This window comes from Streptococcus sp. FDAARGOS_256, assembly GCF_002289235.2.
Classification (GTDB): Bacteria; Bacillota; Bacilli; order Lactobacillales; family Streptococcaceae; genus Streptococcus.
This window is the reverse complement of sequence record NZ_NTGM02000001.1, coordinates 630,859-655,798: the sequence shown is the minus strand read 5'-3', so window position 1 is coordinate 655,798 and position 24,940 is coordinate 630,859. Positions and strand designations below refer to the sequence as shown.

Sequence of the window (24,940 nt, the reverse complement as noted above, 5' to 3'; positions counted from 1 at the left end):
ATAAAATAGAATGCAAACTTCGGAAAAAACCTTATTCTGAAAATTTCATGAATTTTGAAAAAATATAATAATTCAAATTCAATAGACTTTCAAATGAAATTTTGGATATTCTAGAATAAAATATATGCATTGATATTTTATGAGATTTTTTTATTCTTTTTTCATTTTACCATAGAATAGTTTGAAAGACAAAGAAGAATCATACTCTTTTATTAATTAACATAATATAAAATTAATCATATTAATTGACACTGCGTGAACTTTATTGTACAATTATCTTGTAAATGTCCTAGATTGATATAGTAACAATATTAGTACATTCTAGTTAAGGAGAATAAAATGAACATTCGCTTCGATTTTAAGAAAGTTCAAATTATTGCACGCCGTTTAGTTACACTGTTAGCTATTCTCTTTTTGTGTGCTCCGATAAGTCTGTTAAATGCTGATTCTACTACAGAACCTCAGACAACCCTTCATAAAACAATTACTCCGATATCAGGACAGGATGACAAGTATGAGTTGTCATTGGATATCACGTCTGCACTTGGTGCTGAGATACAGTCAGATCCTTTAGATGTCGTACTTGTAGCAGACTTATCTGGAAGTATGACTTATCAGGATGTCAACTCCTCTAGTGGGGCTTTGATTAGTCGGCTTCAAGCTCTGAAAAATACACTCCAAGGCGAAAACGGTCGTCGTGGTTTGATAGATACAATCCTTTCAAACTCTAACAACCGTTTATCAATTGTTGGATTTGCTGGGAAAATAGATAACCAACGTTACAATAGTTATTATCAATGGCCAGCTTGGGCGGGGTACTTTTCTGGTATTTCCTCTCATGATGATGCTAAGACAGTATTAAACTGGAGCAATGATGTTCAAGGAGCCAAAAGAATGGTTTCTAGAATGTCTGTTGATAATAGTGGTGATTCGATTGGTTACGAAGGAGGAATAGGTACAGGTACAAATATTGGAGCAGGACTTCAGTCAGCAACAGAATTACTTCAGTCAGCCAGATCAAGTGCAAAAAAGGTTGTCATTCTTTTGTCAGATGGTTTTGCGAACATGTACTACGATACTAGAGGCTATACGATCTACAATTGGAGCAATAATGATGGTGTAACAGAAATAGCTCCATCGTGGTATCAAACCAATCTAAACACGTTTACTGAAACAGTTTCTGGTTATCTTGCTCCCAAGATTGATGGATTTTATTCTATCAAATTCCGCTACTCTAATAGTACAGATAGTATTTCTAAACTAAAAGAGTACATTGGTAGTTATAATTCTTCCATTCCAAACGAAATATTATCCGCTAACAATGAAAGGGAATTGAGAGAACAATTTAAGGAAATCACCAAGAAAATCCTTCCTCTAGGTGTTCACCATGTGACCATCAAGGATGTTTTGTCCAAATATGTTCAACTTCTTCCCGATAACAGTTCAAATATTCGAGTTGTAAAAATCGAAAAAGATAAAGAGGAAACCTTGGGATCAGATAAGGTTACGCTGGAAACAAGGAAGAATGAAAATGGTCTGGTCGAAGTAACAGCAAAATTTAATCCCAACTACATTCTTGATGATGGTGTGAAGTACGCCCTCAAATTTACTGTTACATCAAGTCAAGATGCCTTAGATGCCATTGCTGGTGATAAAAAACTAGAGGCTGGTGATGCTGAAGGTTCTGATGTCAATAAACTCTACTCCAATAAAGGTGCCAGTGTCACCTATTCCTATGGAATAGGCACCTCTCAAACCAAGACCAAAGAATACTCTGACCACCCAACCTTTAAGCCTTCAGATCCATTAACGGTACCAGTGGAAGTTGAATGGCAAGGTGTGACGGGTAAGAATACTGTTATAACAGCTGATCAACCGAGTAATGTTGAACTGAAACTGGTTCAAAAGAACAAGAACGGAGGTCCTGATAATCAAGACTATCGAAAGACTAATGTAAATGTTAGAACAAATATCTTTAATGAAACGAGGAACTTTGAAAAAGTTGCCAAAGGATATCAATACGATTTAATTGCACCGGACGTCCCAGCCTTTACCAAAGAAATAAAAAATGTTGGTACAGAAACTAAACCATCCTTCAAGGTAATCTATAAACAATTGCCAAGTCTGACGATTAAGAAAGTGTTGGAAGCTGAAAGTAACTTGAACAAAGAGTTTAGGATTAAGGTAAAACTAACCTCTCCTGATTCTACACCATTGAATGGAACTTTTGGCGATATAACTGTTGTGAATGGAGAAGCGGAGATCCGTGTCGAAAAACGAAAACGTTGGAAAGGTATTCTAAGCTATCTTCCTCGAGGAACCCATTACAAGGTTGAAGAAGAAGCGGCATCAACGAACGGTTACCACGTTACATATGAGAATCAAGAGGGCGATCTGAATAAAGACGAAACCAGTATTGTCACGAATCACAAGCTTCCAAGTTTATCAGTTACAAAAAAGGTTACGGGTGTATTTGCCAACCTATTAAAATCCTTCAAGATTACCATTAACATTAGGGATGCTCAGAATAGTCCACTGAATGGAACCTATACTGCAACGGTAAATAATAAAAGAACCCCTCTGCAATTTACGAATGGTCGAGTGTCTATTGATCTAAACAAAGATCAAACCATAAAAATTGATGGACTTCCACTCAATAGTCACTATACCGTAGAAGAGGAATCAAACTCTTCTAGTGGATATCAGGTATCTTATGAAAATCAAGAAGGCAAGCTGGATGGAGACAAGTCCGCGACAGTCACGAATAATAAGAATAGCGTGCCTGAAACCGGAGTTGACTTCCTCAGCAGTACACTCATGTTAGGAATAATCCTTCCTCTAGGGGGAATCTTCTTTACAATCCTACTCGGATATCTAGTGGTACATAGGAGAAAATAATGCTACTTAAAAAGAAACATAAGAAAACAGTAACACAAGTCAATCGGGATAAGTCTCCGCCGAGTGTATGGGGAGATATCCTCTACTTAGTCAGTAAGCTTCTGATGGTTGGGTTTGTACTGGCCACCCTTTACTTTTTTGTCTTTGGACTATTGAGATACAATGACGATGGCATGAAGCCAGCCTTAAAAGATGGCGACTTGGTTGTCTACTATAGGTTGGATAAACGTTATTCGATTGGTGATCTGCTCGTCTATAGTTATAAGGGTAAGGAAAGAGTGGCGCGTGTCATAGCAACCGAAGGAAGTACGATCGATATAAACGAAAATGGTCTCATCATCAACGGTTCTCCTCAACAAGAGCAGGATATCTACAAAGAAACGCTGCTCTATAAGGAAGGGGCTACCTTCCCAATGAAAGTCCCAGCAGGACAACTCTTTGTCCTCGGGGACAATCGAACAACGGCTGTAGATAGTCGTGCTTTTGGAACCATTCCTATACAGGATACCCATGGCAAGGTGGTAACAGTCCTAAGGCGACGGGGCTTTTGATGACAGTTTATGAAAAAAGAAATTTAAAAATAAAAGGAATAATCATGAAAAAAACATTTTTGAAAAAATTAGTTACTGCAAGTATTGCAGCTGTAACCGCCTTGTCGGTCTTTAGAGGAGTGCCAACATTTGCGGATGATAATGATGTGGCAACTGCCAAAGCAAATGGTGAAACAAGTGCAAAAGTAGCTATTAATAAGGTGTTGAATATTGCGGAAGGAATTACAACACCTGAAGCAACTTTTACATTTACTTTCACCCCAAAAACTGGTACATCATCAAATGGTGCACCTTATGAAACGATTTCTGATTCAAATGGAAAAATAGCTGCAAAGAATGTAGTTTATTCTAAAAGTGATCTTTTGCAACCAAATCAAACTAGTATTAAGAAAGATACTGGAAATATTTTCGAAAGCGTAACCTACACACACGCCGGAGAATATGTTTATACTGTAGCAGAAACTCAAAATGTTGGTTGGGCACAAATTCTGAAAAATAGCGTACCAATTGATTCTATGACATATGATAATCGTAGCTATGAAATGCACGTTATTGTAAAAAATAAGCAAAGCTCAGGTGTTTATATTTCATCTGTATATTTCAAACTAGTGTCTACAAGTTCTACTGCTAAAGTAAAACCATCTGAGAAGGGCGAACTTTATAAATATGATTTATTTGTAAATACTTACAGGAAAAATGCGGGTAAAATCACAAATCCAAATGAACCAACACCAAATAAACCTAAACCAGAAAATTTCAATCCAGGCGCAAAATCTTTAGTAATCAAAAAATTGGTAGAAGGTGATTCGGCTGATAAAACAAAAGACTTTACCTTTAAGTTAACTTTTACAAAAGCTTCAACAGACGATCAAGGTACATTTGTCGGACAAGTTGGTTCCACATCTTATACATTTGAGAATGGGAAAGAAAAAACAATTACCCTTCACCATGATCAATCTTTGGTATTTGACAATCTACCTGCAGGTACTCGCTATAAACTAGTTGAATCAGGATCTCAAGGTTATAAAGCAACAGCCTCATATAATGAAAATGGAGTTATAAGGAATCAAACGGGTACAGCTTCAGCTGATTTTACTCAAACTAGTATTTTAGTCGGTGAAAAGACAAATGATAATACCATTACAAATAGCTTGCCAAATGTTACCCCTACTGGTCTCTTGATTGACAACCTTCCTTTCATTTTGATGATTGGTCTTGGTTTGGCTGGATTTGTTGTTTTGTCTAAAAAACGCAGACAAGCTTAAGCAAGTGGTTTGACCGATGAAAATCAAGCGTGAGAAACCAAAAAGGAGTTTGTCTAGGCGTCTGGTCCTTGCTGTAGATGCATTGATGAATCATATCCTGCTCCTCTTGGCAGCCTTAGTCTTTCTCTTTGGTTTCTACGCCCTTTGGGATGCCAATCAGGTCTATTCTCAGGCTTCATCAAGTGAGTATGAGGCCTATAGACCAGTGAGTACCACTGAGAAGGATGAGCTTGCTAGTTTTTCTGGCTTTCACAAGCTACAGCAAGTCAATCCCGAGGTTCTCGGCTGGATCAATGTCTATGGCACCAATATCGACTATCCCTTAGTCCAAGCCAAAGACAATGAAAAATACCTGAACAAGGATTCCAAGGGAGAATTTGCAGCTACAGGAGCTATTTTCCTTGAGGCTCGAAATGAATCCAAGTTCGAAGACTTTAATACCATCATCTACGGGCACCATGTAGAAAATGGGGTTATGTTTGGAGATGTAGCAAAGTTTTCTGATAAGGAATTTTTTGATCAGCATCGCTACGGTAGTATTTACTATAATGGCGTAGAAAAAGGTCTTGAAATCTTTGAAATGCTCGAGGTGGACGCCTATGACTTTAACATCTACGATCCAGGTATTAATGGGGATGATCGGCGCCAAGAATATATCGATCACTTACTCTCGGTTGCCATTCACAAACGAGACATTACACTGGGGCCAAATGACCATATCATCCTTCTCAGTACCTGTTTCCTAGACGTAACAAATGGGAGACATATCGTAGTTGCCAAGATTACGGATACAGTTCCAAAGAACACCTTCCATACGAAAAAATCAAAACCATTCCCTTACAGTGTCTTTGATGATTCGTCACTTGGACGATTTCTCTCATCGATTCCTTTGTGGATATGGTACATCATCTTATTTATCTTGCTCTTGCTATTAATATTCTTGCTCATCATCCTCTACTTGATCTTGCGTCGTAGAAGAGAAGCAAAGGAAGAAGGAGCAGATACCATTACTGACTAAACTACCAATAAAAGAGAAAGGGACAGCCTCTCTTGCTCTTTTATTTTCAAGGCTAGAAAGGAGAAAGAAGGAAATATGAAAACAAATACGAGTCGCAAAGTTATAAAGGTCATTCTATCCCTCTTTCTAGCTTTTTTCTGTCTTTTTACAGCTGATAGAGTCCTTGCAAGTGACTATGATCATTATAATCCCATTGAAAAGGATGCCAGCAGTACGGGCTTTGAAACCTTGCAGCATCTCAACAAGGATGTTTGTGGTTGGATTAGCCTTGATGGGACCAAGGTAGACTATCCCCTCTTGCAGAGTCAGGACAATGTCAAATACCTTGACCGCAATGCTTTTGGTGATTATACTGTGTCAGGTTCTATATTCCTAGACTATCGTTTTAACCCAAATTTTACGGACTTTAACACCATCATTTATGGTCACTCCATGGCTTCTGGTGCTATGTTTGGGGAGATTCAAAAATTTGCGGATCAAGATTTTTTTGAAAAGCATCGTTATGGCTCTATCTATTATAACGGCCGTGAACGAGGGCTTGAGATATTTGGAATTTTAGAAGTAGATGCCTATGACACGGAGATTTACCGAACTTTGAGTTCCAACGATGAGGAACACCAGGCCTACTATCAATATTTGCTAAGTAAAGCCAAGTACAAGCGAGATGTTTCCTTGACCTCAACGGACAAGATTGTTTTATTAAGCACCTGTTTCCTTAATATTACCAACGGACGGCATATCCTCTTAGCTAAAATAACGGATGCACCAGTAAAAGCAGCCCAGGATAAAAGTGGGGAAGCAGTAGGGACGCGGTATTTCGATCAAGGCCTACCAACGCATTGGATTTATATCCTTGCCTTTCTTCTCCTGATTATCGTTATTTTACTCCTTGTCGTTATCATCCTAATCATAAGGCGAGATAGAAAGACAAAAGAACAAAAGAAATAGTAGACGTCGGAAGCGTTTACTATTTTTTTCTTTCATGATAGAATAGATAGTGAAAATAATAACATAAGGATAATAACATGAAAAAAGCAATATTGATGATGACCTTTGGATCTCCAGAGGAGATTAGTTTTGAAGGAGTAGCAGAATTTTTTACAAACATTCGTCGTGGTGTTAGACCCGAAGACCACGAGATTCAGACCCTCTATGACAACTACGTCCTTATCGGTGGGACACCTTTGCAGCGGATTACAAGGGAAGAAGTTGCTTTAGTAAGAGAACGTATAGGGGAGGAGTACGGTATCTACTTTGCCAATAAGTTTTCTCGCCCCTTTATTCCAGACGTGATCAAGCAGATGGAAGCTGATGGTGTTGAAGAATGTATCTGCTTGATTTTGGAACCTCATTATTCCTTTTACTCGGTGATGGGGTATGAAAAGTTTTTGGAAAGTCAGCAGATCCGATTTTTAGTAATTAAGGACTGGTATCAACAACAGCCTTTGCTGGACTTCTGGACAGATGAGATTGAAAAAATTTTACGAAACCATGTGGGAGAAGAGCCTTTCAAGGTAATCTTTTCAGCTCACAGTGTTCCCATTTTTGCCTTGGACTATGGAGATCCATATATCGATCAGATTTTTGATAATAGCAAGCTAATCGCTGAACAACTCGGCCTAACAGCCGACCAGTATACCAATACTTGGCAGAGCGAAAGCGATATTGGAATCCCTTGGATTAAGCCAGATGTCTTAGAATATTTACGAGAACAAAAGCAACATCCAGAGCATTATATTTTTGTCCCGATTAGTTTTATCAGTGAGCACATTGAAGTCTTGTTTGACAACGATGTAGAATGTTATGAGTTGTGTCAAGAATTAGGTGTCACCTATCATCGCCCACCTATGCCCAATACAGATAGCCGTTTAATTGACGCTTTAGTTGCTACTGTAAGAGCCAATGAAGACAAAGAATTTAAAGCTTTTCTCCCAGAAGAAGAAACTTTTGATGAGTTAGCACCTTCGGCAACTACCAAGGACATCATGGAGGAGACAGACGACCTTCAGATGCCAGAATTTGTCAAAAAACTCATTGAGAAAAAAGGTCGTGAAAATGTGAAGATGCCTTACTTGATTAAGAAAATGCTCGAAAAGGCTGGGAAGTTACCAAAAGAGTAAAGAAAAAGGATTTAGCTTTAAGCTAGATCCTTTATCTGTTTTATTTTTTCTCAAGAAGAGCTTTGATTTCTTGAAGAACTTCAAGTTCAGTTGGAGCAGCAGGTGCTTCCTCAACCACTTCCTCTTTCTTACGAAGGTTTTGAGCTTTTTCAATACCTTTGATAACGAAGAAGAGAACTGTACCCACAACAAGGAAGTTGATAACAGCGCTCAAGAATTTACCATATGTAACACCATTCCATGCAAGCTCAGCGATGTTTTGTACTTGCGCAGCTTCCAAGGCTGGGTTCAATAGGAGTGGAGTGATGATATCATTAACAAATGAAGTAACGATAGCACCAAAAGCAGAGGCAATGATCACACCGACAGCAAGGTCAACGACATTACCACGAAGCAAGAATTCTTTAAGATCCTTTAACATTTTCATAAATTCCTTTCCTAATTTTCTAATTTATTATATCCTAAATTGTGACAAAAAGCAACTTGAACGCTTAAAGCGGTCAGTTGTCCCTTTTAAAAATATAGATTTTACTGAAAATATAGTTTAAAATGATGATCAAAATTTGTGCTAGGATAGTTTCAATCATATTAACCCTATCTATATTATATTCAACAAACTGGCCAATAACATCAGGAAAGGTTGTAACAAAGATATAAGTTAAAAGAAGGTCCAGTCCAAGAGTAGAGAGACGAGCTAAGAAAAACTTAGCCAGGCGAGTCGGCCAATTCCTTCTCTCTTGTTTAAAGACGATTGTATCATTTGTGAGAAAGGCAAAGAGAATCCCGATAATATTAGCGAGGGCAGTTGCGAGGATTTCCTGGTGGCTGATATGGTAAATAACCAAACGCGATACAATAGAAACCAGAGTAGTAGCACTACCAAAAAATAGGTAGGAGAGAATCTCGTTATCAAAGAAAGCTTTTATTAGTCTTTTCATGATTTTAGTATAGCATAAAGCGGGCTAATGTGCTATACTAGTAAGGTTGATAACCTCAACCCTTGGTGCTTAGCTTCTTTCACCAAGCATATTTTACGCGGGAAACCGCCAAAGGAGAAAACATGAAAAATTTAACTGTTCGTGACATGGCAGATATTGCTATTGTTGCTGCTATTTATGTGGTTTTGACTATTACACCACCAATCAATGTTCTTAGTTTTGGGGCGTATCAGTTCCGTATTTCAGAAATGTTGAATTTCTTGGCATTTTACAACCCTAAATACATCATTGGTGTGACGATTGGTTGCATGATTGCTAATTTATTTAGTAGTTTTGGCCTAATAGATGTCTTTGTCGGTGGAGGTTCTACCCTAGTTTTCCTTAGTCTAGGGGTATGGCTCTTTGCAAAATACAGCAAAGATTACCTCTTTAACGGATTGATTCGAAAAGATCATTTCTTCTTTTCAATCCTCTTCTCTATTTCAATGATCACCATTGCAGCTGAACTCCATATCTTGACAGAAGCTCCCTTCTTGTTCACATGGTTCTCTACTGGAATTGGTGAGTTTGCATCACTTATAGTGGGAGCGATTTTGATTGGTAAACTGGGACAGCGAATCGATCTAACAAAATAAGAAGTTTATAAGCTAGATTCTTGATAAGTCTAGCTTTTTTCATTCCATAAAATTAAAAGAGAGCGCTTGACAAGAACATAGAACTATAGTATACTTTTTAGGTAAGCTGATTTAGCTCAGTTGGCAGAGCGCATCCATGGTAAGGATGAGGTCGCCGGTTCAATCCCGGCAATTAGCATGATAGAAACAAAGTGACCTTGGGAGACCAAGGTTTTTCTTATCTACCTGTATAAACGAAGTTAAAGCGTTTTGGCTGTTGACAAAAGTGCCCCCTATCTAGTAGAATAGTAGATGCGATGAGTCGATAGGTAGTCTTCGGACTACTATTGAGCATAAGGAGGTCATAACGCAGGAGCGGACCTTGATGAGTTGTGTGAACCTGCTCATCACATGAAGATGCCTCTTAGTCCCTAGTCAATGACTAGGGATTTTTAGTTTTCAGAAAATATAGTCTAAAAATACTTTTCAATTTCTGTAAAAAGTAGTATAATACATCTATTATAGAAATTTTTAGAAAATTCCGAAAGAGGTTATTTATGGGATATACAGTTGCTGTAGTCGGCGCGACAGGTGCTGTCGGAGCTCAGATGATAAAGATGTTGGAAGAATCAACACTTCCAATCGATAAAATTCGTTACCTTGCTTCTGCACGTTCAGCAGGCAAGACTTTGAAATTTAAGGACCAAGATATTACGATTGAAGAAACGACTGAGACAGCTTTTGAGGGTGTTGATATTGCACTCTTCTCAGCAGGTGGTTCGACATCAGCTAAGTATGCACCATACGCAGTTCAAGCTGGAGCGGTAGTAGTAGATAACACATCTTATTTCCGTCAAAATCCAGATGTTCCTTTGGTTGTTCCAGAGGTCAATGCTCATGCACTTGATGCCCACAACGGGATTATTGCCTGCCCTAACTGTTCAACAATCCAAATGATGGTGGCTCTTGAGCCAGTTCGTCAAAAATGGGGCTTGGACCGTATCATCGTTTCAACTTACCAAGCGGTTTCAGGTGCTGGTATGGGAGCGATTCTTGAAACACAACGTGAACTTCGTGAAGTCTTGAATGACGGTGTGAATCCTCGTGATTTGCATGCAGAAATCTTGCCTTCAGGTGGTGACAAGAAACACTATCCTATCGCCTTTAACGCTCTTCCACAAATCGATGTCTTCACGGACAATGATTACACTTACGAAGAGATGAAGATGACCAAGGAAACGAAGAAAATCATGGAAGATGACAGCATCGCAGTGTCTGCAACATGTGTGCGTATTCCCGTCTTGTCAGCTCACTCTGAGTCTGTTTACATTGAAACAAAAGAAGTGGCCCCAATCGAAGAAGTGAAAGCAGCTATCGCAGCCTTTCCAAGTGCAGTTCTTGAAGATGATGTAGCTCATCAAATCTATCCGCAAGCCATCAATGCAGTTGGTTCACGTGATACCTTTGTTGGTCGTATCCGTAAAGACTTGGATGCTGAAAAAGGAATCCACATGTGGGTTGTTTCAGATAACCTTCTCAAAGGTGCTGCCTGGAACTCAGTTCAGATCGCAGAAACGCTTCACGAACGTGGATTGGTTCGTCCAACAGCTGAGTTGAAATTTGAATTAAAATAGTCATATCGTTTAGGAGTTCAGATGAACTCCTTCTTTGAAATAGAGAGGTGTTTCTCATGTCTTATCAAGATTTAAAAGAGTGTAAAATCATCACAGCCTTTATTACCCCTTTCCATGAGGATGGTTCCATCAACTTTGATGCCATTCCAGCCTTGATTGAGCATTTATTGGCCCATCACACAGACGGCATTCTCCTAGCTGGAACAACTGCTGAGAGTCCGACCTTGACCCACGATGAGGAGTTGGAACTCTTTGCGGCTGTACAAAAGATTGTTAATGGACGTGTTCCTTTGATTGCGGGTGTAGGTACCAATGATACGCGTGACTCGATCGAGTTTGTCAAAGAAGTAGCAGACTTTGGTGGCTTCGCTGCTGGACTTGCGATCGTACCATACTACAACAAACCTTCTCAAGAAGGCATGTATCAGCACTTTAAAGCTATTGCAGATGCATCAGATTTACCTATTATCATTTATAACATTCCAGGGCGTGTAGTTGTTGAATTAACTCCAGAAACCTTGCTTCGTTTGGCTGACCATCCAAATATCATCGGTGTTAAAGAATGTACCAGCTTGGCCAATATGGCTTACTTGATTGAGCACAAGCCAGAAGAATTCTTGATTTATACAGGTGAAGATGGAGATGCCTTCCATGCCATGAACCTTGGTGCGGATGGGGTTATTTCTGTTGCCTCCCATACAAATGGAGATGAGATGCACGAGATGCTCACTGCCATTGCAGAAAGCGATATGAAGAAAGCAGCAGCTATTCAACGTAAATTCATTCCTAAGGTCAACGCCCTCTTCTCTTATCCAAGTCCTGCTCCGGTTAAGGCTGTTTTGAACTATATGGGATTTGAAGCTGGACCAACTCGATTACCTCTAGTTCCAGCACCAGAAGAAGATGCTAAACGCATTATCAAAGTTGTCGTAGATGGTGACTACGAAGCAACTAAGGCAACCGTAACAGGTGTCCTTAGACCAGATTACTAATGAAGACAATAAAATCCATGACTGCAAGAACGATCATGGATTCTTCTTATTTTCCTAAACAGAATTGGCTAAAGAGTTGGGTGATGAGTTCATCAGGTGCGGCATCTCCAGTGATTTCTCCTAGGATTTCCCAAGTACGGGTCAAGTCAACTTGCAACAAATCAACTGGCATACCCAGCTCAAGACCTTGGTTAACAGCTTGTAGGCTTTCAACTGCTTTTTCAATCAAGGAAATATGACGGGCATTTGACAAGTAAGTAGCATCTTGCTCAACCAAACCAGCATTTTCAAAGAAGAGGTTGTTGATTCTATCCTCAATCTTATCAATGTTTTGATTTTTAAGAACTGAAATACGGATGATATCTTCAGGGAGTTCTGAAGTTTCAATCGCTTCAGGAAGATCCGTTTTATTAAGTAGAATAATGCGGTTGGTATCTTGGCTGATTTCTAAGAGTTGGCGATCTTGGGCGGTCAGTGGTTCACTGGCATTTAGTACTAGTAGTACCAAGTCAGCTTCCTTGAGGGCTTTTCTAGAACGTTCGACACCGATTTGTTCCACGATATCATCTGTATCCCGGATACCGGCTGTATCAATCAATTTGAGAGGAACCCCATTGATGTTGACGTATTCTTCGATGACATCACGGGTAGTACCAGCGATGTCCGTTACGATGGCCTTGTCTTCACGAAGGAGATTGTTGAGGAGGCTCGATTTACCAACGTTGGGGCGTCCGATGATGGCAGTTGAAATTCCCTCACGAAGGATTTTACCGCGACGAGCTGTTTTAAGGAGATTGGTTAGCAATTGCTCAAACTCCATAGTTTTCTCACGGACGACTGCAGTAGTGGCTTCCTCAACATCGTCATACTCAGGATAGTCGATATTGACCTCAACTTGGGCAAGTGTATTGAGGATTTCTTGACGAGTATTATTGATAAGATCAGAAAGAGAACCGTCCAATTGTTTGACTGCGATATTCATAGCTTTGTCAGTCTTGGCACGGATGATGTCCATCACCGCCTCAGCCTGTGTTAAGTCCACACGACCGTTTAGAAAGGCACGCTTGGTAAATTCACCAGGTTCGGCCAACCGAGCTCCTTCACGAATAGCTAGTTGGAGAATCTCATTGGTCACCGCAATCCCACCGTGAGTGTTAATCTCGATAATATCCTCACGAGTGAAGGTCTTTGGAGACTTCATAACTCCAACCATAACTTCGTCCATGACCTTCCCTGTCTGCGGGTCAATAATGTGACCGTAGTTGAGGGTATGGCTTGCAACCTTGCTCAAGTCTTTTCCTTTAAAAATCTTTTGCGCAATGGCAAAACTATCTGTTCCGCTCAAGCGGACAATACCAATGGCCCCTTCTCCAAGAGGAGTAGAGATAGCAGCAATGGTATCAAATTCACGTGTAATCATACTATTTCCTTTTGTATTTCTTTTCTTAGGATAGGTATCCAAGCATCTCTTCAAATTGTAACAAAATTAGACTATTTCTTCAATGGATGCTACTTGGAGATTGAAAAAGCCTAAGCAATACTGCTTAAGCTGGTTTATTTGGTGCGCATTTCTCCTTGTGGGAAGTAAGTCCCTTCTGGCATGTCGTTGATGATGACATGAACGGCTGATTGAGGGGCTCCAGTGTTACGGACAACAGCTTCCGTTACTTCCTTAGCAAGAGCTTTCTTTTGCTCGAGCGTGCGACCTTCAAATAAATCGATGCGTACAAATGGCATAATAGCTTCCTCCACTAGTTTTTGATTTCTTCTATTTTACCACATTTTGCCGTTTAAAGCTTCAGAAAATTATGATATACTAGAATGTAGCAAAAATTTAGAAATGGACGTGAAATAGAAGCATGGCACAGTTGTATTATCGTTATGGGACCATGAACTCTGGTAAGACGATTGAGATTCTCAAGGTGGCCTATAACTACGAGGAGCAAGGAAAGGGAGTTGTGATTATGACTTCGGCTCTGGATACGCGTGACGGTGTTGGCTATGTGTCGAGTCGAATCGGCATGAAACGCCCAGCCATTGCGATTGAGGAAACGACAGATATCTTTGGCTATATCCGAGACTTACCTGAAAAACCTTACTGTGTGTTGGTCGATGAGGCCCAGTTTCTCAAGCGTCACCATGTTTACGACCTAGCTCGTGTTGTGGACGAGCTAGACATACCTGTCATGGCTTTTGGTTTGAAGAATGACTTTCGCAATGAATTGTTCGAAGGTTCCAAATACCTCTTGCTCTTAGCAGACAAGATTGACGAAATCAAGACCATTTGTCAGTACTGTAAGAAAAAGGCGACTATGGTGTTGCGTACGCACGATGGTGTGCCAGTCTATGATGGTGAACAAATTCAAATCGGTGGCAATGAAACCTATATCTCAGTCTGCCGTAAACATTATTTTGCCCCTGAAATCAATAAGGAGAATGAGGAAAAATGAACATCTATGATCAACTACAAGCTGTAGAAGACCGATATGAAGAATTAGGAGAATTGCTCAGTGACCCTGATGTGGTATCTGATACCAAACGTTTCATGGAATTGTCCAAAGAAGAAGCTTCCACTCGTGACACAGTAACAGCCTACCGTGAGTACAAACAAGTCCTTCAAAACATCGTCGATGCTGAAGAAATGATTAAGGAATCAGGTGGAGATGCGGACTTGGAAGAAATGGCCAAGCAAGAGCTGAAAGATGCCAAGGCTGAAAAAGAAGAATACGAAGAAAAATTGAAAATCTTGCTGCTTCCAAAGGATCCAAACGATGATAAGAACATCATCCTTGAAATCCGTGGAGCAGCTGGTGGAGATGAAGCAGCACTTTTCGCTGGAGACCTTCTAACCATGTACCAAAAGTATGCGGAAGCACAAGGCTGGCGCTTTGAAGTCATGGAAGCTTCTATGAATGGTGTCGGTGGTTTCAAGGAAGTGGTTGCTATGGTTTCTGGTCAATCTGTATATTCTAAGCTTAAGTACGAATCAGGTGCCCACCGTGTGCAACGTGTCCCTGTGACAGAAAGCCAAGGTCGTGTCCACACTTCAACTGCGACAGTTCTTGTTATGCCTGAAGTCGAAGAAGTAGAATACGATATTGATCCAAAAGACCTTCGTGTTGATATCTACCACGCATCTGGTGCTGGTGGTCAGAACGTCAATAAGGTTGCGACTGCCGTGCGTATCGTTCACTTGCCAACCAATATCAAGGTTGAGATGCAGGAAGAACGTACCCAGCAGAAAAACCGTGAGAAGGCCATGAAAATCATCCGTGCGCGTGTTGCTGACCACTTTGCACAAATTGCCCAGGATGAACAAGACGCTGAACGTAAGTCTACTATCGGTACTGGTGACCGTTCAGAACGTATTCGTACATATAACTTCCCACAAAACCGTGTCACAGACCACCGTATTGGCTTGACCCTCCAAAAACTAGATACCATCTTGTCTGGTAAATTGGATGAAGTTGTGGATGCTTTGGTTCTTTATGACCAAACACAAAAATTAGAAGAATTAAACAAATAATGAAATTAGCTCAATTTTTTTCAGATTTTGAAGAAGAGTTGATAAGACAAGGAGAGGAAGCAGAAAGCCTCTCTTTTGTCTATCGTAGCCTTAAAAAACTCTCTTTTACAGACTTTGTCTTTGCCCTCCAGCAAGAGGTAACAGAGGCAGAAAAACAATTTGTAGAAGAAATTTACCAGCAGTTAGCAGTTCACAAACCAGCTCAGTATATCATTGGTCACGCAGATTTCTTTGGAATGCAGTTAAAAGTGGATGAGCGAGTTTTGATTCCTCGTCCAGAAACAGAAGAGTTGGTGGAACTTATCCTCACAGAAAATCCTGAGGAAAGTCTTAATATTCTAGATATCGGGACTGGAAGTGGTGCCATGGCTCTCGCATTAGCAAAAAACAGACCAGATTGGTCAGTGACAGCAGCAGATATTTCCCAAGAGGCTTTGCAGCTTGCATCAGAGAATGCTAGAAATCAAAATCTTAATATATTTTTTAAAAAATCTGATTGTTTTGCAGAAATTTCTGAAAAATATGATATAATTGTATCCAATCCACCCTATATCTCTCGTGAAGATGAGTCAGAGGTCGGTTTGAATGTTTTGCATTCGGAGCCTCATCTAGCTCTCTTTGCAGATGAGGATGGCCTAGCTATTTACCGCAGAATTGCGGAAGATGCAAAAGACTATCTCACAGATGGTGGTAAGATTTACCTTGAAATTGGATACAAGCAAGGTCAAAGTGTTCCTGCGCTTTTTAGGAAACATCTTCCTGAAAAACGGGTACGAACACTCAAGGACCAATTTGGTCAAGATAGGATGGTTGTAGTTGATGATGGACAGGATTAGACAAGAGTTGGAAAAGGGCGGAGCTGTTGTTCTGCCTACAGAGACAGTTTATGGCCTCTTTGCTAAGGCCTTAGATGAAAAAGCTGTCGACCATGTTTATCAACTCAAACATCGTCCTAGAGACAAGGCGCTCAATCTTAATGTTGCTTCTCTAGAGGACATCTTGCACTTTTCAAAGAATCAGCCAACTTATCTACAAAAGCTTGTAGAGACCTTTTTACCAGGTCCCTTGACCATTATCCTCGAAGCCAATGACAGAGTTCCCTTTTGGGTCAATTCTGGACTTGCAACGGTGGGATTTCGGATGCCGAGTCACCCCATTACACTTGATTTGATTCGAGAGACAGGTCCTTTGATTGGGCCGTCCGCCAATATTTCAGGTCAGGCGAGTGGAGTGACCTTTGCTCAAATTCTAGAGGATTTTGACCAAGAGGTTTTGGGTCTGGAAGACGATGCTTTTCTAACAGGACACGATTCAACTATTCTGGATTTGTCTGGAGAAAAGGTGAAAATCTTACGCCAAGGAGCCATTAAGCGAGAAGATATTCTTGCACAGTTGCCAGAGATTTCTTTTGAGGAGGAATGAGATGCTAAGAGATTTGCAAGAAACAGATGTGAATGCTATATGTGAGATTAACAAAGAGGCTTTGGGTTATTCTTTTAGTCCAGAGGACACAGCTAGTCAACTAGCTAGACTGTCTCAGGATTCCCATCATTTCCTACTTGGCTATGAGGATGAAGCCAGCCATGTCCTACTTGGATATGTCCATGCTGAAGTTTATGAATCCCTCTATTCCAAAGCAGGATTTAATATCTTAGGTTTAGCAGTATCACCTCAAGCTCAAGGACAAGGTATCGGTAAATGCTTACTGCAAGGGTTGGAAGACGAAGCAAAAAGACGGGGTTATGAGTTTATCCGTTTAAACTCTGCCGATCATCGTCTGGGAGCTCATGCATTTTATGAAAAAGTTGGTTATACTTGTGATAAAGTGCAAAAACGGTTTATTCGCATCTTTTAGTATCTTTTCTTATTGGAAAAAAACTAAAGGACCAGTCACACTATAAAGGAGAAGACCTATGATTTTTGACAAAGACGATTTTAAAGCATACGATGCTGATCTCTGGAATGCTATCGCCAAAGAAGAAGAACGCCAACAAAACAACATTGAGTTGATTGCTTCGGAAAACGTGGTTTCCAAGGCTGTTATGGCAGCTCAAGGGTCTATCTTGACGAATAAATACGCCGAAGGTTACCCAGGACGCCGTTATTATGGTGGAACAAATGTGGTAGACGTTGTAGAAACTTTAGCTATTGAACGCGCGAAAGAAATTTTCGGGGCTAAATTTGCCAATGTTCAACCTCACTCAGGAAGCCAAGCCAACTGTGCTGCTTACATGGCCTTGATTGAGCCTGGTGATACGGTCATGGGAATGGATCTGGCAGCAGGTGGACACTTGACCCACGGAGCTCCAGTTAGCTTCTCTGGTCAAACCTACAACTTTGTTTCTTATAGCGTGGATCCTGAAACGGAACTCTTGGACTTTGATGCCATCTTGAAACAAGCCCAAGAAATGAAGCCAAAACTAATCGTAGCAGGTGCTTCAGCCTATTCTCAAATTATCGACTTCTCAAAATTCCGTGAAATCGCAGATGCTGTTGGGGCTAAGCTCATGGTCGATATGGCTCATATTGCTGGTTTGGTTGCAGCTGGACTTCACCCAAGCCCAGTACCATACGCTCATATCACTACAACAACGACCCACAAAACCCTTCGTGGACCTCGTGGTGGTTTGATTTTGACAAATGATGAGGACCTAGCGAAGAAAATCAATTCAGCTATTTTCCCTGGTATCCAAGGTGGACCTTTGGAGCATGTTATTGCTGCCAAGGCTGTGTCATTCAAAGAAGTTTTAGATCCAGCCTTCAAGGAATATGCTGCTAATGTCATCAAAAACAGCAAGGCTATGGCAGCTGTCTTCTTGCAAGACCCTGACTTCCGTATCATTTCTGGCGGTACTGAAAATCACCTCTTCCTTGTTGATGTGACTAAGGTTGTAGAAAACGGAAAAGTTGCTCAAAACTTGCTGGATGAAGTTAATATTACCCTAAATAAAAACTCAATCCCTTACGAAACCTTGTCACCATTCAAGACAAGTGGGATTCGTATCGGATCTGCAGCCATCACTGCACGTGGATTTGGTGAAGAAGAATGCCGTAAAGTGGCTGAACTCATCATTAAAACCCTTAAGAATGCAGAAAATGAAGCTGTCTTAGAAGAAGCGAGAAGTGAAGTCAAAGTGTTGACAGATGCCTTCCCACTATACGAGGACTAATACTTTTATGGATATTTATATTAAGAAAGCTATTATCCATCAGTTCAGCCCAGATGATACCGAGCTGTTTCTAGCGGATAAATTTCTCAATATCACTCCAAAAATCGAAGAATACTTGCGCAAAAAAATCGAACGTGTGTATTCAGATGAAGCCAAGACTGGGATTTTCGAAGAAGAAAATCCCTTCTTCAATCACATCACAGATGATTTATTGGAGACATCAGTAACACTGGCTAATCTCTGGAAAGAGGAGTTCAGCATTTCTGAAAATCTCAAGACCAATGACTTGGTTTTTGTTCAGTTTTCTAAAGAAGGTATAGAGCATTTCGCTTTCTTACGAATTGCCCTGCGTGAGACCTTGACCCACCTCGGTGGAGAAGTTGATAATCCAATCAAGCTAACTCAGAATAACTTGCCTGGATTTGGAACGGGGGCTGATGAGGCCTTGGTGATCAATCTTCAAAGTCGCAAGTACCACCTGATCGAGAAACGAATCAAGTACAATGGAACTTTTTTGAACTACTTTTCAGAAAATCTGCTAGCTGTTGCCCCTAAGATTTCGCCAAAGAAATCCATAAAGGAATTGGAAAAAACAGCCCAGAGAATTGCTGAATCTTTTAACACAGATGATTTTCAATTTCAATCCAAGGTCAAATCAGCGATTTTCAACAATCTTGAAGAAAACAATGAGTTGTCTCCTGAGAAATTGGCTAACGACCTTTTTGATAATAATCTGACAGCTCGTTTAAGCTTTATCGACCAAGTCAAGGAAGCCGTACCAGAACCAGTCCAGTTCGATGAAATTGATGCCAGTCGTCAGCTCAAGAAATTTGAAAACCAAAAACTTTCCTTGTCAAATGGAATTGAGCTCATCGTTCCAAATAATGTTTACCAAGACGCCGAGTCTGTTGAGTTTATTCAAAATGACAATGGAACCTATTCTATCTTAATCAAAAATATCGAGGATATTCAAAGTAAATAATGTTTAAATTTATAAGAAGAATGCTAGTGCTAGCAGTCCTTCTTTTTGCTGGATACAAAGCCTATCACATTCGTCAGGATGTAAAGCAAGTCATGACCTACCAACCTATGGTTCGAGAAATCTTGAGCGAAAGAGATACTCCAGCTAATGAAGAGTTAGTTCTCGCTATGATTTATACCGAAACGAAGGGAAAAGAGCGGGATGTCATGCAGTCTAGTGAGTCTGCTAGTGGCGCTACCAATACCATCAATGACGATGCCTCTAGTATTCGTCAAGGGATACAGACGCTAACAGATAACCTCTATTTGGCACAGAGCAAAGGAGTAGATGTCTGGACCGCTGTTCAAGCCTATAATTTTGGGCCTGCCTATATCGACTTTATCGCTCAGAATGGCAAGGAAAATACTCTGGCACTAGCCAAGCGTTACTCCCGAGAAACGGTCGCTCCTATCCTTGGTAATACTACAGGGAAGACCTACACCTATATCAACCCTATTTCTATCTTTCACGGAGCCGAACTCTATGAAAATGGTGGAAATTATTACTACTCGAGACAGGTTCGCTTTAATCTCTATATTATGAAATTCTTTAATTTCTTCTAAACATCTGGTTTGACCAGGTGTTTTTCACTATAAGCTTTTTTTAAGATTGTTTTATTACCCTAGAAAGGTAAAGGAGGGAATACCCCATGAGAAAGAAATTCTTTCTAACAAGTGCTGCAATATTGTGGGCCGCAACAGCTATGACGAGCGTCCACGCAGCAACTGATGTTCAAAAAGTAATCGATGAAACCTATGTACAACCTGAATATGTTCTAGGTTCTTCTCTATCTGAAGACCAGAAAAATCAAACTCTTAGCAAACTTGGCTATGACGCATCAAAAGACACCAAAGATATCAAAACTATGACACCTGATATCTATTCGAAAATTATGAATGTGGCTAATGATGCTAGTCTACAGCTCTATTCATCAGCTAAGATTCAAAAGCTAGGTGATAAGTCGCCTCTAGAAGTCAAGATTGAAACGCCTGAAAATATCACCAAGGTGACGCAGGATATGTACCGTAACGCAGCGGTGACGCTGGGAGTGGAGCATGCAAAAATCACAGTTGCAGCACCCATTCCAGTTACAGGAGAAAGCGCCCTAGCAGGGATTTACTACTCGTTAGAGGCCAATGGTGCCAAAGTACCGCAAGCCAATAAAGACTTGGCCCAAGAGGAGCTAAAAGCCTTATCCGATATTAATGCTGAAAACAAGGACAAATCAGGCTACGATGCCAATAAACTCAATGTCGCTTTGGCAGATATCAAGGCAGGAATTGCAAAGGCAAAAGAAGCCAAAGGAAATCTGACAGAGGAAGATGTCCGCAAAATCGTTGAAGACACACTAAAAAACTATAAACTCGATCAGGTTATAACAGGAAACCAGGTCAATATCATCATCAATTTTGCCCTCAATCTCTCAAAGAGTGACATTTTGAACAATGCTGATTTCACTAAAACATTAAATGACCTCAAGCAAAGCATTGTTTCCCAAGCTGGAGATAGCTTTAAAAATATCAACCTCAACTTTGATGCCAATAAAGCGCTAGAAGACGGGGGCAACTTCTTTAGCTCCCTTTGGCAAGCGATTGTCAACTTCTTCAAGAGTTTTGGTGCTTAGGTCATTTCATGATATAATAGATGGTAACAGAAATGTTGCCGTCTTTTTTTGTCGGACGATAGAAAGTGAAAAATATGTTAAAGAAAAATGATATTGTAGAAGTTGAGATTGTTGATTTGACCCATGAAGGTGCTGGGGTTGCTAAGATAGAAGGTTTGGTTTTCTTTGTAGAAAATGCTCTACCAACTGAGAAAATCCTCATGCGAGTCCTTAAAGTCAATAAAAAGATTGGCTATGGGAAAGTTGAAGAATACCTTACACATTCACCGCATCGTAACCAAGACCTTGACCTAGCTTATCTACGTTCAGGAATCGCTGACTTGGGGCATCTTGCCTATCCAGAGCAGCTCAAGTTTAAAAGTAAGCAAGTCAAAGACAGTCTCTACAAGATTGCAGGAATTGCTGATGTAGAGGTTGCGGAAACGCTTGGTATGGACCATCCAGTCAAGTATCGAAATAAGGCACAGGTGCCCGTTCGTCGAGTGAATGGTGTCTTGGAAACTGGCTTTTTCCGTAAGAATTCGCACGACCTTATGCCCCTTGAAGATTTCTTTATCCAGGATCCTGTTATTGACCAAGTCGTAGTAGCTCTACGCGATTTGCTCCGTCGTTTTGATTTGAAACCTTATGATGAAAAGGAGCAGTCTGGCTTAATTCGGAATCTTGTGGTGCGTCGCGGGCACTATTCAGGACAAATCATGGTCATTTTAGTAACAACTCGTCCGAAAGTTTTCCGAGTGGAGCAATTGATTGAACAAGTCATCAAGCAGTTCCCAGAGATTGTGTCTGTCATGCAAAATATCAACGACCGAAATACCAATGCGATTTTTGGTAAGGAGTGGAAGACTCTTTATGGTCAAGGCTATATTACGGATCAGATGTTGGAAAATAACTACCAAATCGCTGGACCAGCTTTTTATCAAGTAAATACTGAAATGGCAGAGAAACTTTATCAAACAGCTATTGACTTTGCAGAGTTGAGAGAAGATGATGTGGTGATTGACGCCTACTCAGGAATTGGAACGATAGGTTTATCAGTCGCCAAGCATGTCAAAGAAGTCTACGGTGTTGAAGTGATTCCAGAAGCAGTAGAGAATAGCCAGAAGAATGCTGCATTAAACAATATTACAAATGCTCACTATGTCTGTGACACAGCAGAAAATGCCATGAAGAATTGGCTCAAAGACGGTATTCAACCAAGTGTTATATTAGTGGACCCACCGAGAAAAGGACTCACTGAAAGCTTTATCAAGGCAAGCGCTCAAACAGGAGCTAATCGTATTGCCTATATCTCTTGTAATGTCGCCACCATGGCGCGTGATATCAAACTCTACCAAGAATTAGGATATGACTTGAAGAAAGTCCAGCCGGTGGACTTGTTTCCGCAGACGCATCATGTTGAGTGTGTAGCTTTGCTGGTAAAAGCCTAGAAACCTTATAACGAAAGGGATAATCAAAAGCCTTGATTGCAAGGCTTTTTGTTATAAAGGGGATAAGTATCAGAGTGAGAATACAAGTTGTGTGTCTTAATATGCTAACCTGATAGGTTCTCAATCTATTTCCATAAACCCTAGGGGATACAGTGTTGTTTCCATTGACAAGGAGTTTGTGGGAATAGAAACGTAGCCACTCTGTTTTATGATAACTAACTCAATCTGAAATCGTTCTATGGAATTAAAGTCGGATCTGTCTTGGCTTTCTTTTGAAACTGTTACTATGAAAATTTTTATGATAAAATACGTTCATCCGTACAAACACATAAACTAATAAACATAAAGAAGAAGTATTTTATCTATTCAAAAGTTTTATAACATTAATCAGCAGATACTATTGCATGTTGAAAAAAGTTAATTGAATTAGTTGAATATAGTCCTTATCACATTTTATAGTCGAATGAATTAGCTTTCAGATAAAAGACTGTGACTGGGAAGTTTCAGTCTTTTTCGGGTTTTAATGGTATAATGAGATTATAAATTTGGATATTGTTTAAATTCTCTGGAGGACGCATAATGTTGAATTTAGTAAAAGGTCACCAAGTTAGCTTGGTAGAAAATCTATTTGAATCATTTACAAAGTTAACTGAACATCATTTTACGGCGAATGTACACGCAGAAAAAATATTAGAGGTTTTTCAACACTTTATTGCGATTCATGACGAGCCCTTGTTCTTTATTTTGGAATTGCCTGTCAGTATTGATAGAGAAAAAGTGATAGCAAAGAATATTATCAAGGAATCCCATAAGGATGTTTATTATATTGATGGTTGTTCAAGAGAGGAATGCCTAGCACTGTTGATTAGATACGGTGATTTGCTTGTTAATGATGGACTAAGTAAGTTTGGATTTGGTGGGCATAAAAGTCATGATGAGATTATGCTTGATAGCTATAATGTTGTGACAATTTATAGTGAAGAACTATAGAAATTTAATGACTTTTTTGAACCTCATAATATTCAATTTGTAGAAGAACTAGTGACAGCTTGGAAAACTTTTTCTAAGACCTCACCAGGAATCTCTGAACTCTATGAGAGTAATGGAAAAACTGTTTATGATTTGCCTGAAGAATTAGCTGAATGTGGAATATATTTAGCTGAGACTCGAACAGAATAGGCATATCTATAGGATTAGAAAGAGAATACTTCAATTCCTTAAAATTTGATTTAGAGCAAGGTGGAGATTGAAGTTGTAAGATAAATAATGGTTATTTATGGCAGAACTCTGGTTCTGCCTTTTGTGATTTATGAAGTATACGAAATATGGTATAATAAAATATAGTCAACAAGAATTAAAAATGTAAGATATAATAAGAATTTACATGGGGGAATAAAGTGACAGAAAAAGAAAATACAGTTTATAAAATATTACTTACTCCTATCAAATGTGATAAAAATGTCCCTAAAATTTGTTTGAAAGATAATGTTATATATAGCCCACAGTTATATAAAAGTACTCCGGATGAAGACATGTCAGATTTTAGTGTGGGTTTCTATAAAATAGTATATAAGGACATTTTAGGGGGGAATAATGTAGAAATTTTAAATGAAGATGGGACATATAAAAATGAGAATTATATGGGAGATACTATTCATTCATTTAATTCACTTGCGAATGTGATTTTGGGTAATAGATCGCAAAAAGAACGAAGTCTAAAAGAAGAGTGGCCTAAAGAATTAATTGACTATCAGTCTAAGTATCATTGTTTAGCTAATTTTTGGGTTATTCCTATGTGTCATGGAAGAACAAGTGCAAAACTCAATCGCTATGATTCTCTAGATTCGTATTTAAACAAAGTATATTCAGGGGTTATAAAAAATACAGATGAGTATTTTCAGAAGTTTACATATGAATCTTTTTTAGAAATTCATGGTATGTCAGGGTACAAAATATCAGATAATCCATTAGAAATATATATATCAAAAGATAAGAAAGGTTGTATTGATGAAATACAACGTATATATAGTTTTTGGAATAAAAGGGCTAGTGAAATTGTAAAAAAATATAATAGTGAACTGTATGATTACTTTGATGGTCTTGGATTGATAAATGTGGCTGAGACTACGAATTAATGGT

At 39.6% G+C, this 24,940-nt stretch carries 26 protein-coding genes, 1 tRNA gene and 1 riboswitch; of the genes, 23 read left to right on the top strand and 4 right to left on the bottom strand.

What is annotated here, in order from left to right; all coding sequences use genetic code 11:
* Positions 1 to 339 precede the first annotated feature (339 nt).
* The 6 genes from pitA (at position 340) to hemH (ending at position 7,852) form a co-directional block, all read left to right on the top strand.
* Positions 340 to 2,898, top strand: coding sequence for a PI-2 pilus tip adhesin PitA (gene pitA / locus A6J84_RS03430; protein ID WP_095726051.1), 2,559 nt, complete (start codon positions 340 to 342; stop codon positions 2,896 to 2,898).
* Positions 2,898 to 3,449 carry a PI-2 pilus system signal peptidase SipA gene (gene sipA / locus A6J84_RS03425; protein WP_000924790.1) on the top strand — a complete coding sequence of 184 codons (552 nt, stop codon included), beginning with the start codon at positions 2,898 to 2,900 and terminating at the stop codon, positions 3,447 to 3,449. The genes pitA and sipA overlap by 1 nt, the downstream gene beginning before the upstream one ends.
* A complete protein-coding gene (locus A6J84_RS03420; RefSeq protein ID WP_044020831.1) occupies positions 3,449 to 4,714 on the top strand; it encodes a Spy0128 family protein in 1,266 nt (421 codons plus the stop codon). Before sipA ends, A6J84_RS03420 begins: the two co-directional genes overlap by 1 nt.
* A gap of 16 nt (positions 4,715 to 4,730) precedes the next feature.
* On the top strand, positions 4,731 to 5,732 hold the full coding sequence (gene srtB, locus A6J84_RS03415) for a class B sortase (RefSeq protein WP_084944506.1): 1,002 nt from the start codon (positions 4,731 to 4,733) through the stop codon (positions 5,730 to 5,732).
* A gap of 75 nt (positions 5,733 to 5,807) precedes the next feature.
* Positions 5,808 to 6,680 carry a class B sortase gene (srtB, locus tag A6J84_RS03410; protein ID WP_095726050.1) on the top strand — a complete coding sequence of 291 codons (873 nt, stop codon included), beginning with the start codon at positions 5,808 to 5,810 and terminating at the stop codon, positions 6,678 to 6,680.
* Positions 6,681 to 6,757: 77 nt separating this feature from the next.
* Entirely contained in the window at positions 6,758 to 7,852 is a 1,095-nt protein-coding gene (gene hemH / locus A6J84_RS03405) for a ferrochelatase (RefSeq protein ID WP_095726049.1), read from the top strand.
* A 40-nt stretch (positions 7,853 to 7,892) separates the two neighbouring features.
* Here the strand turns inward: hemH and mscL are convergent, their stop codons facing one another.
* Complete coding sequence (gene mscL, locus A6J84_RS03400) at positions 7,893 to 8,273, bottom strand: large conductance mechanosensitive channel protein MscL (RefSeq protein WP_033629813.1); 381 nt, start codon at positions 8,271 to 8,273, stop codon at positions 7,893 to 7,895.
* A gap of 79 nt (positions 8,274 to 8,352) precedes the next feature.
* Positions 8,353 to 8,790: a GtrA family protein gene (locus A6J84_RS03395; RefSeq protein WP_095726048.1), complete on the bottom strand. Its 438-nt coding sequence runs from the start codon at positions 8,788 to 8,790 to the stop codon at positions 8,353 to 8,355.
* A 28-nt stretch (positions 8,791 to 8,818) separates the two neighbouring features.
* Positions 8,819 to 8,915, top strand: a riboswitch (PreQ1 riboswitch).
* Between A6J84_RS03395 and A6J84_RS03390 the strand changes: the two genes are divergently transcribed.
* The 4 genes from A6J84_RS03390 to dapA all read left to right on the top strand — a co-directional run bounded on the left by A6J84_RS03390 (position 8,913) and on the right by dapA (position 12,030).
* Positions 8,913 to 9,425, top strand: a complete 513-nt coding sequence (locus A6J84_RS03390; protein WP_095726047.1) for a QueT transporter family protein — start codon at positions 8,913 to 8,915, stop codon at positions 9,423 to 9,425. (Overlaps the previous riboswitch by 3 nt.)
* A 105-nt stretch (positions 9,426 to 9,530) precedes the next feature.
* Positions 9,531 to 9,603 (top strand) — tRNA-Thr (locus tag A6J84_RS03385).
* 358 nt (positions 9,604 to 9,961) lie between these two features.
* Positions 9,962 to 11,038: an aspartate-semialdehyde dehydrogenase gene (locus A6J84_RS03380; RefSeq protein ID WP_049484421.1), complete on the top strand. Its 1,077-nt coding sequence runs from the start codon at positions 9,962 to 9,964 to the stop codon at positions 11,036 to 11,038.
* Positions 11,039 to 11,094: 56 nt separating this feature from the next.
* Positions 11,095 to 12,030, top strand: coding sequence for a 4-hydroxy-tetrahydrodipicolinate synthase (gene dapA, locus A6J84_RS03375; protein ID WP_084880676.1), 936 nt, complete (start codon positions 11,095 to 11,097; stop codon positions 12,028 to 12,030).
* A gap of 46 nt (positions 12,031 to 12,076) precedes the next feature.
* On the opposite strand, the gene mnmE is transcribed toward dapA, so the two are convergent.
* Positions 12,077 to 13,450, bottom strand: coding sequence for a tRNA uridine-5-carboxymethylaminomethyl(34) synthesis GTPase MnmE (gene mnmE / locus A6J84_RS03370; RefSeq protein ID WP_095726046.1), 1,374 nt, complete (start codon positions 13,448 to 13,450; stop codon positions 12,077 to 12,079).
* A gap of 134 nt (positions 13,451 to 13,584) precedes the next feature.
* Positions 13,585 to 13,767 (bottom strand): 4-oxalocrotonate tautomerase, encoded by a 183-nt coding sequence (locus A6J84_RS03360; RefSeq protein ID WP_001117401.1) that lies wholly within the window; start codon positions 13,765 to 13,767, stop codon positions 13,585 to 13,587.
* Between the two features lie 122 nt (positions 13,768 to 13,889).
* Here A6J84_RS03360 and A6J84_RS03355 point away from each other — a divergent pair, with 122 nt between their 5' ends.
* The 13 genes from A6J84_RS03355 (at position 13,890) to A6J84_RS03300 (ending at position 24,936) form a co-directional block, all read left to right on the top strand.
* Positions 13,890 to 14,480 carry a thymidine kinase gene (locus A6J84_RS03355; RefSeq protein WP_000068123.1) on the top strand — a complete coding sequence of 197 codons (591 nt, stop codon included), beginning with the start codon at positions 13,890 to 13,892 and terminating at the stop codon, positions 14,478 to 14,480.
* Positions 14,477 to 15,556 carry a peptide chain release factor 1 gene (gene prfA, locus A6J84_RS03350; protein ID WP_001028815.1) on the top strand — a complete coding sequence of 360 codons (1,080 nt, stop codon included), beginning with the start codon at positions 14,477 to 14,479 and terminating at the stop codon, positions 15,554 to 15,556. The genes A6J84_RS03355 and prfA overlap by 4 nt, the downstream gene beginning before the upstream one ends.
* A complete protein-coding gene (prmC, locus tag A6J84_RS03345; protein WP_095726045.1) occupies positions 15,556 to 16,392 on the top strand; it encodes a peptide chain release factor N(5)-glutamine methyltransferase in 837 nt (278 codons plus the stop codon). The genes prfA and prmC overlap by 1 nt, the downstream gene beginning before the upstream one ends.
* Positions 16,376 to 16,978, top strand: a complete 603-nt coding sequence (locus A6J84_RS03340) for an L-threonylcarbamoyladenylate synthase (protein ID WP_095726044.1) — start codon at positions 16,376 to 16,378, stop codon at positions 16,976 to 16,978. Before prmC ends, A6J84_RS03340 begins: the two co-directional genes overlap by 17 nt.
* A 1-nt stretch (position 16,979) precedes the next feature.
* Positions 16,980 to 17,411, top strand: a complete 432-nt coding sequence (locus A6J84_RS03335; protein ID WP_095726043.1) for a GNAT family N-acetyltransferase — start codon at positions 16,980 to 16,982, stop codon at positions 17,409 to 17,411.
* Between the two features lie 58 nt (positions 17,412 to 17,469).
* Positions 17,470 to 18,726, top strand: coding sequence for a serine hydroxymethyltransferase (glyA, locus tag A6J84_RS03330; protein WP_095726042.1), 1,257 nt, complete (start codon positions 17,470 to 17,472; stop codon positions 18,724 to 18,726).
* Positions 18,727 to 18,733: 7 nt separating this feature from the next.
* On the top strand, positions 18,734 to 19,708 hold the full coding sequence (locus A6J84_RS03325; protein WP_193756706.1) for a nucleoid-associated protein: 975 nt from the start codon (positions 18,734 to 18,736) through the stop codon (positions 19,706 to 19,708).
* The gene (locus A6J84_RS03320; protein ID WP_095726040.1) at positions 19,708 to 20,310 is read left to right on the top strand and encodes a lysozyme family protein; all 603 of its coding nucleotides are present in this window, start codon (positions 19,708 to 19,710) and stop codon (positions 20,308 to 20,310) included. Before A6J84_RS03325 ends, A6J84_RS03320 begins: the two co-directional genes overlap by 1 nt.
* Positions 20,311 to 20,396: 86 nt before the next feature.
* Positions 20,397 to 21,371 carry a DUF1002 domain-containing protein gene (locus tag A6J84_RS03315; RefSeq protein WP_095726039.1) on the top strand — a complete coding sequence of 325 codons (975 nt, stop codon included), beginning with the start codon at positions 20,397 to 20,399 and terminating at the stop codon, positions 21,369 to 21,371.
* A 74-nt stretch (positions 21,372 to 21,445) separates the two neighbouring features.
* Positions 21,446 to 22,801, top strand: a complete 1,356-nt coding sequence (gene rlmD / locus A6J84_RS03310; protein ID WP_095726038.1) for a 23S rRNA (uracil(1939)-C(5))-methyltransferase RlmD — start codon at positions 21,446 to 21,448, stop codon at positions 22,799 to 22,801.
* Positions 22,802 to 23,380: 579 nt separating this feature from the next.
* On the top strand, positions 23,381 to 23,791 hold the full coding sequence (locus tag A6J84_RS03305; RefSeq protein ID WP_227743433.1) for a hypothetical protein: 411 nt from the start codon (positions 23,381 to 23,383) through the stop codon (positions 23,789 to 23,791).
* A 51-nt stretch (positions 23,792 to 23,842) separates the two neighbouring features.
* Positions 23,843 to 23,980 carry a hypothetical protein gene (locus A6J84_RS10210; protein WP_227743432.1) on the top strand — a complete coding sequence of 46 codons (138 nt, stop codon included), beginning with the start codon at positions 23,843 to 23,845 and terminating at the stop codon, positions 23,978 to 23,980.
* Positions 23,981 to 24,198: 218 nt separating this feature from the next.
* Positions 24,199 to 24,936 carry a hypothetical protein gene (locus A6J84_RS03300; RefSeq protein ID WP_049520305.1) on the top strand — a complete coding sequence of 246 codons (738 nt, stop codon included), beginning with the start codon at positions 24,199 to 24,201 and terminating at the stop codon, positions 24,934 to 24,936.
* Positions 24,937 to 24,940 lie beyond the last annotated feature (4 nt).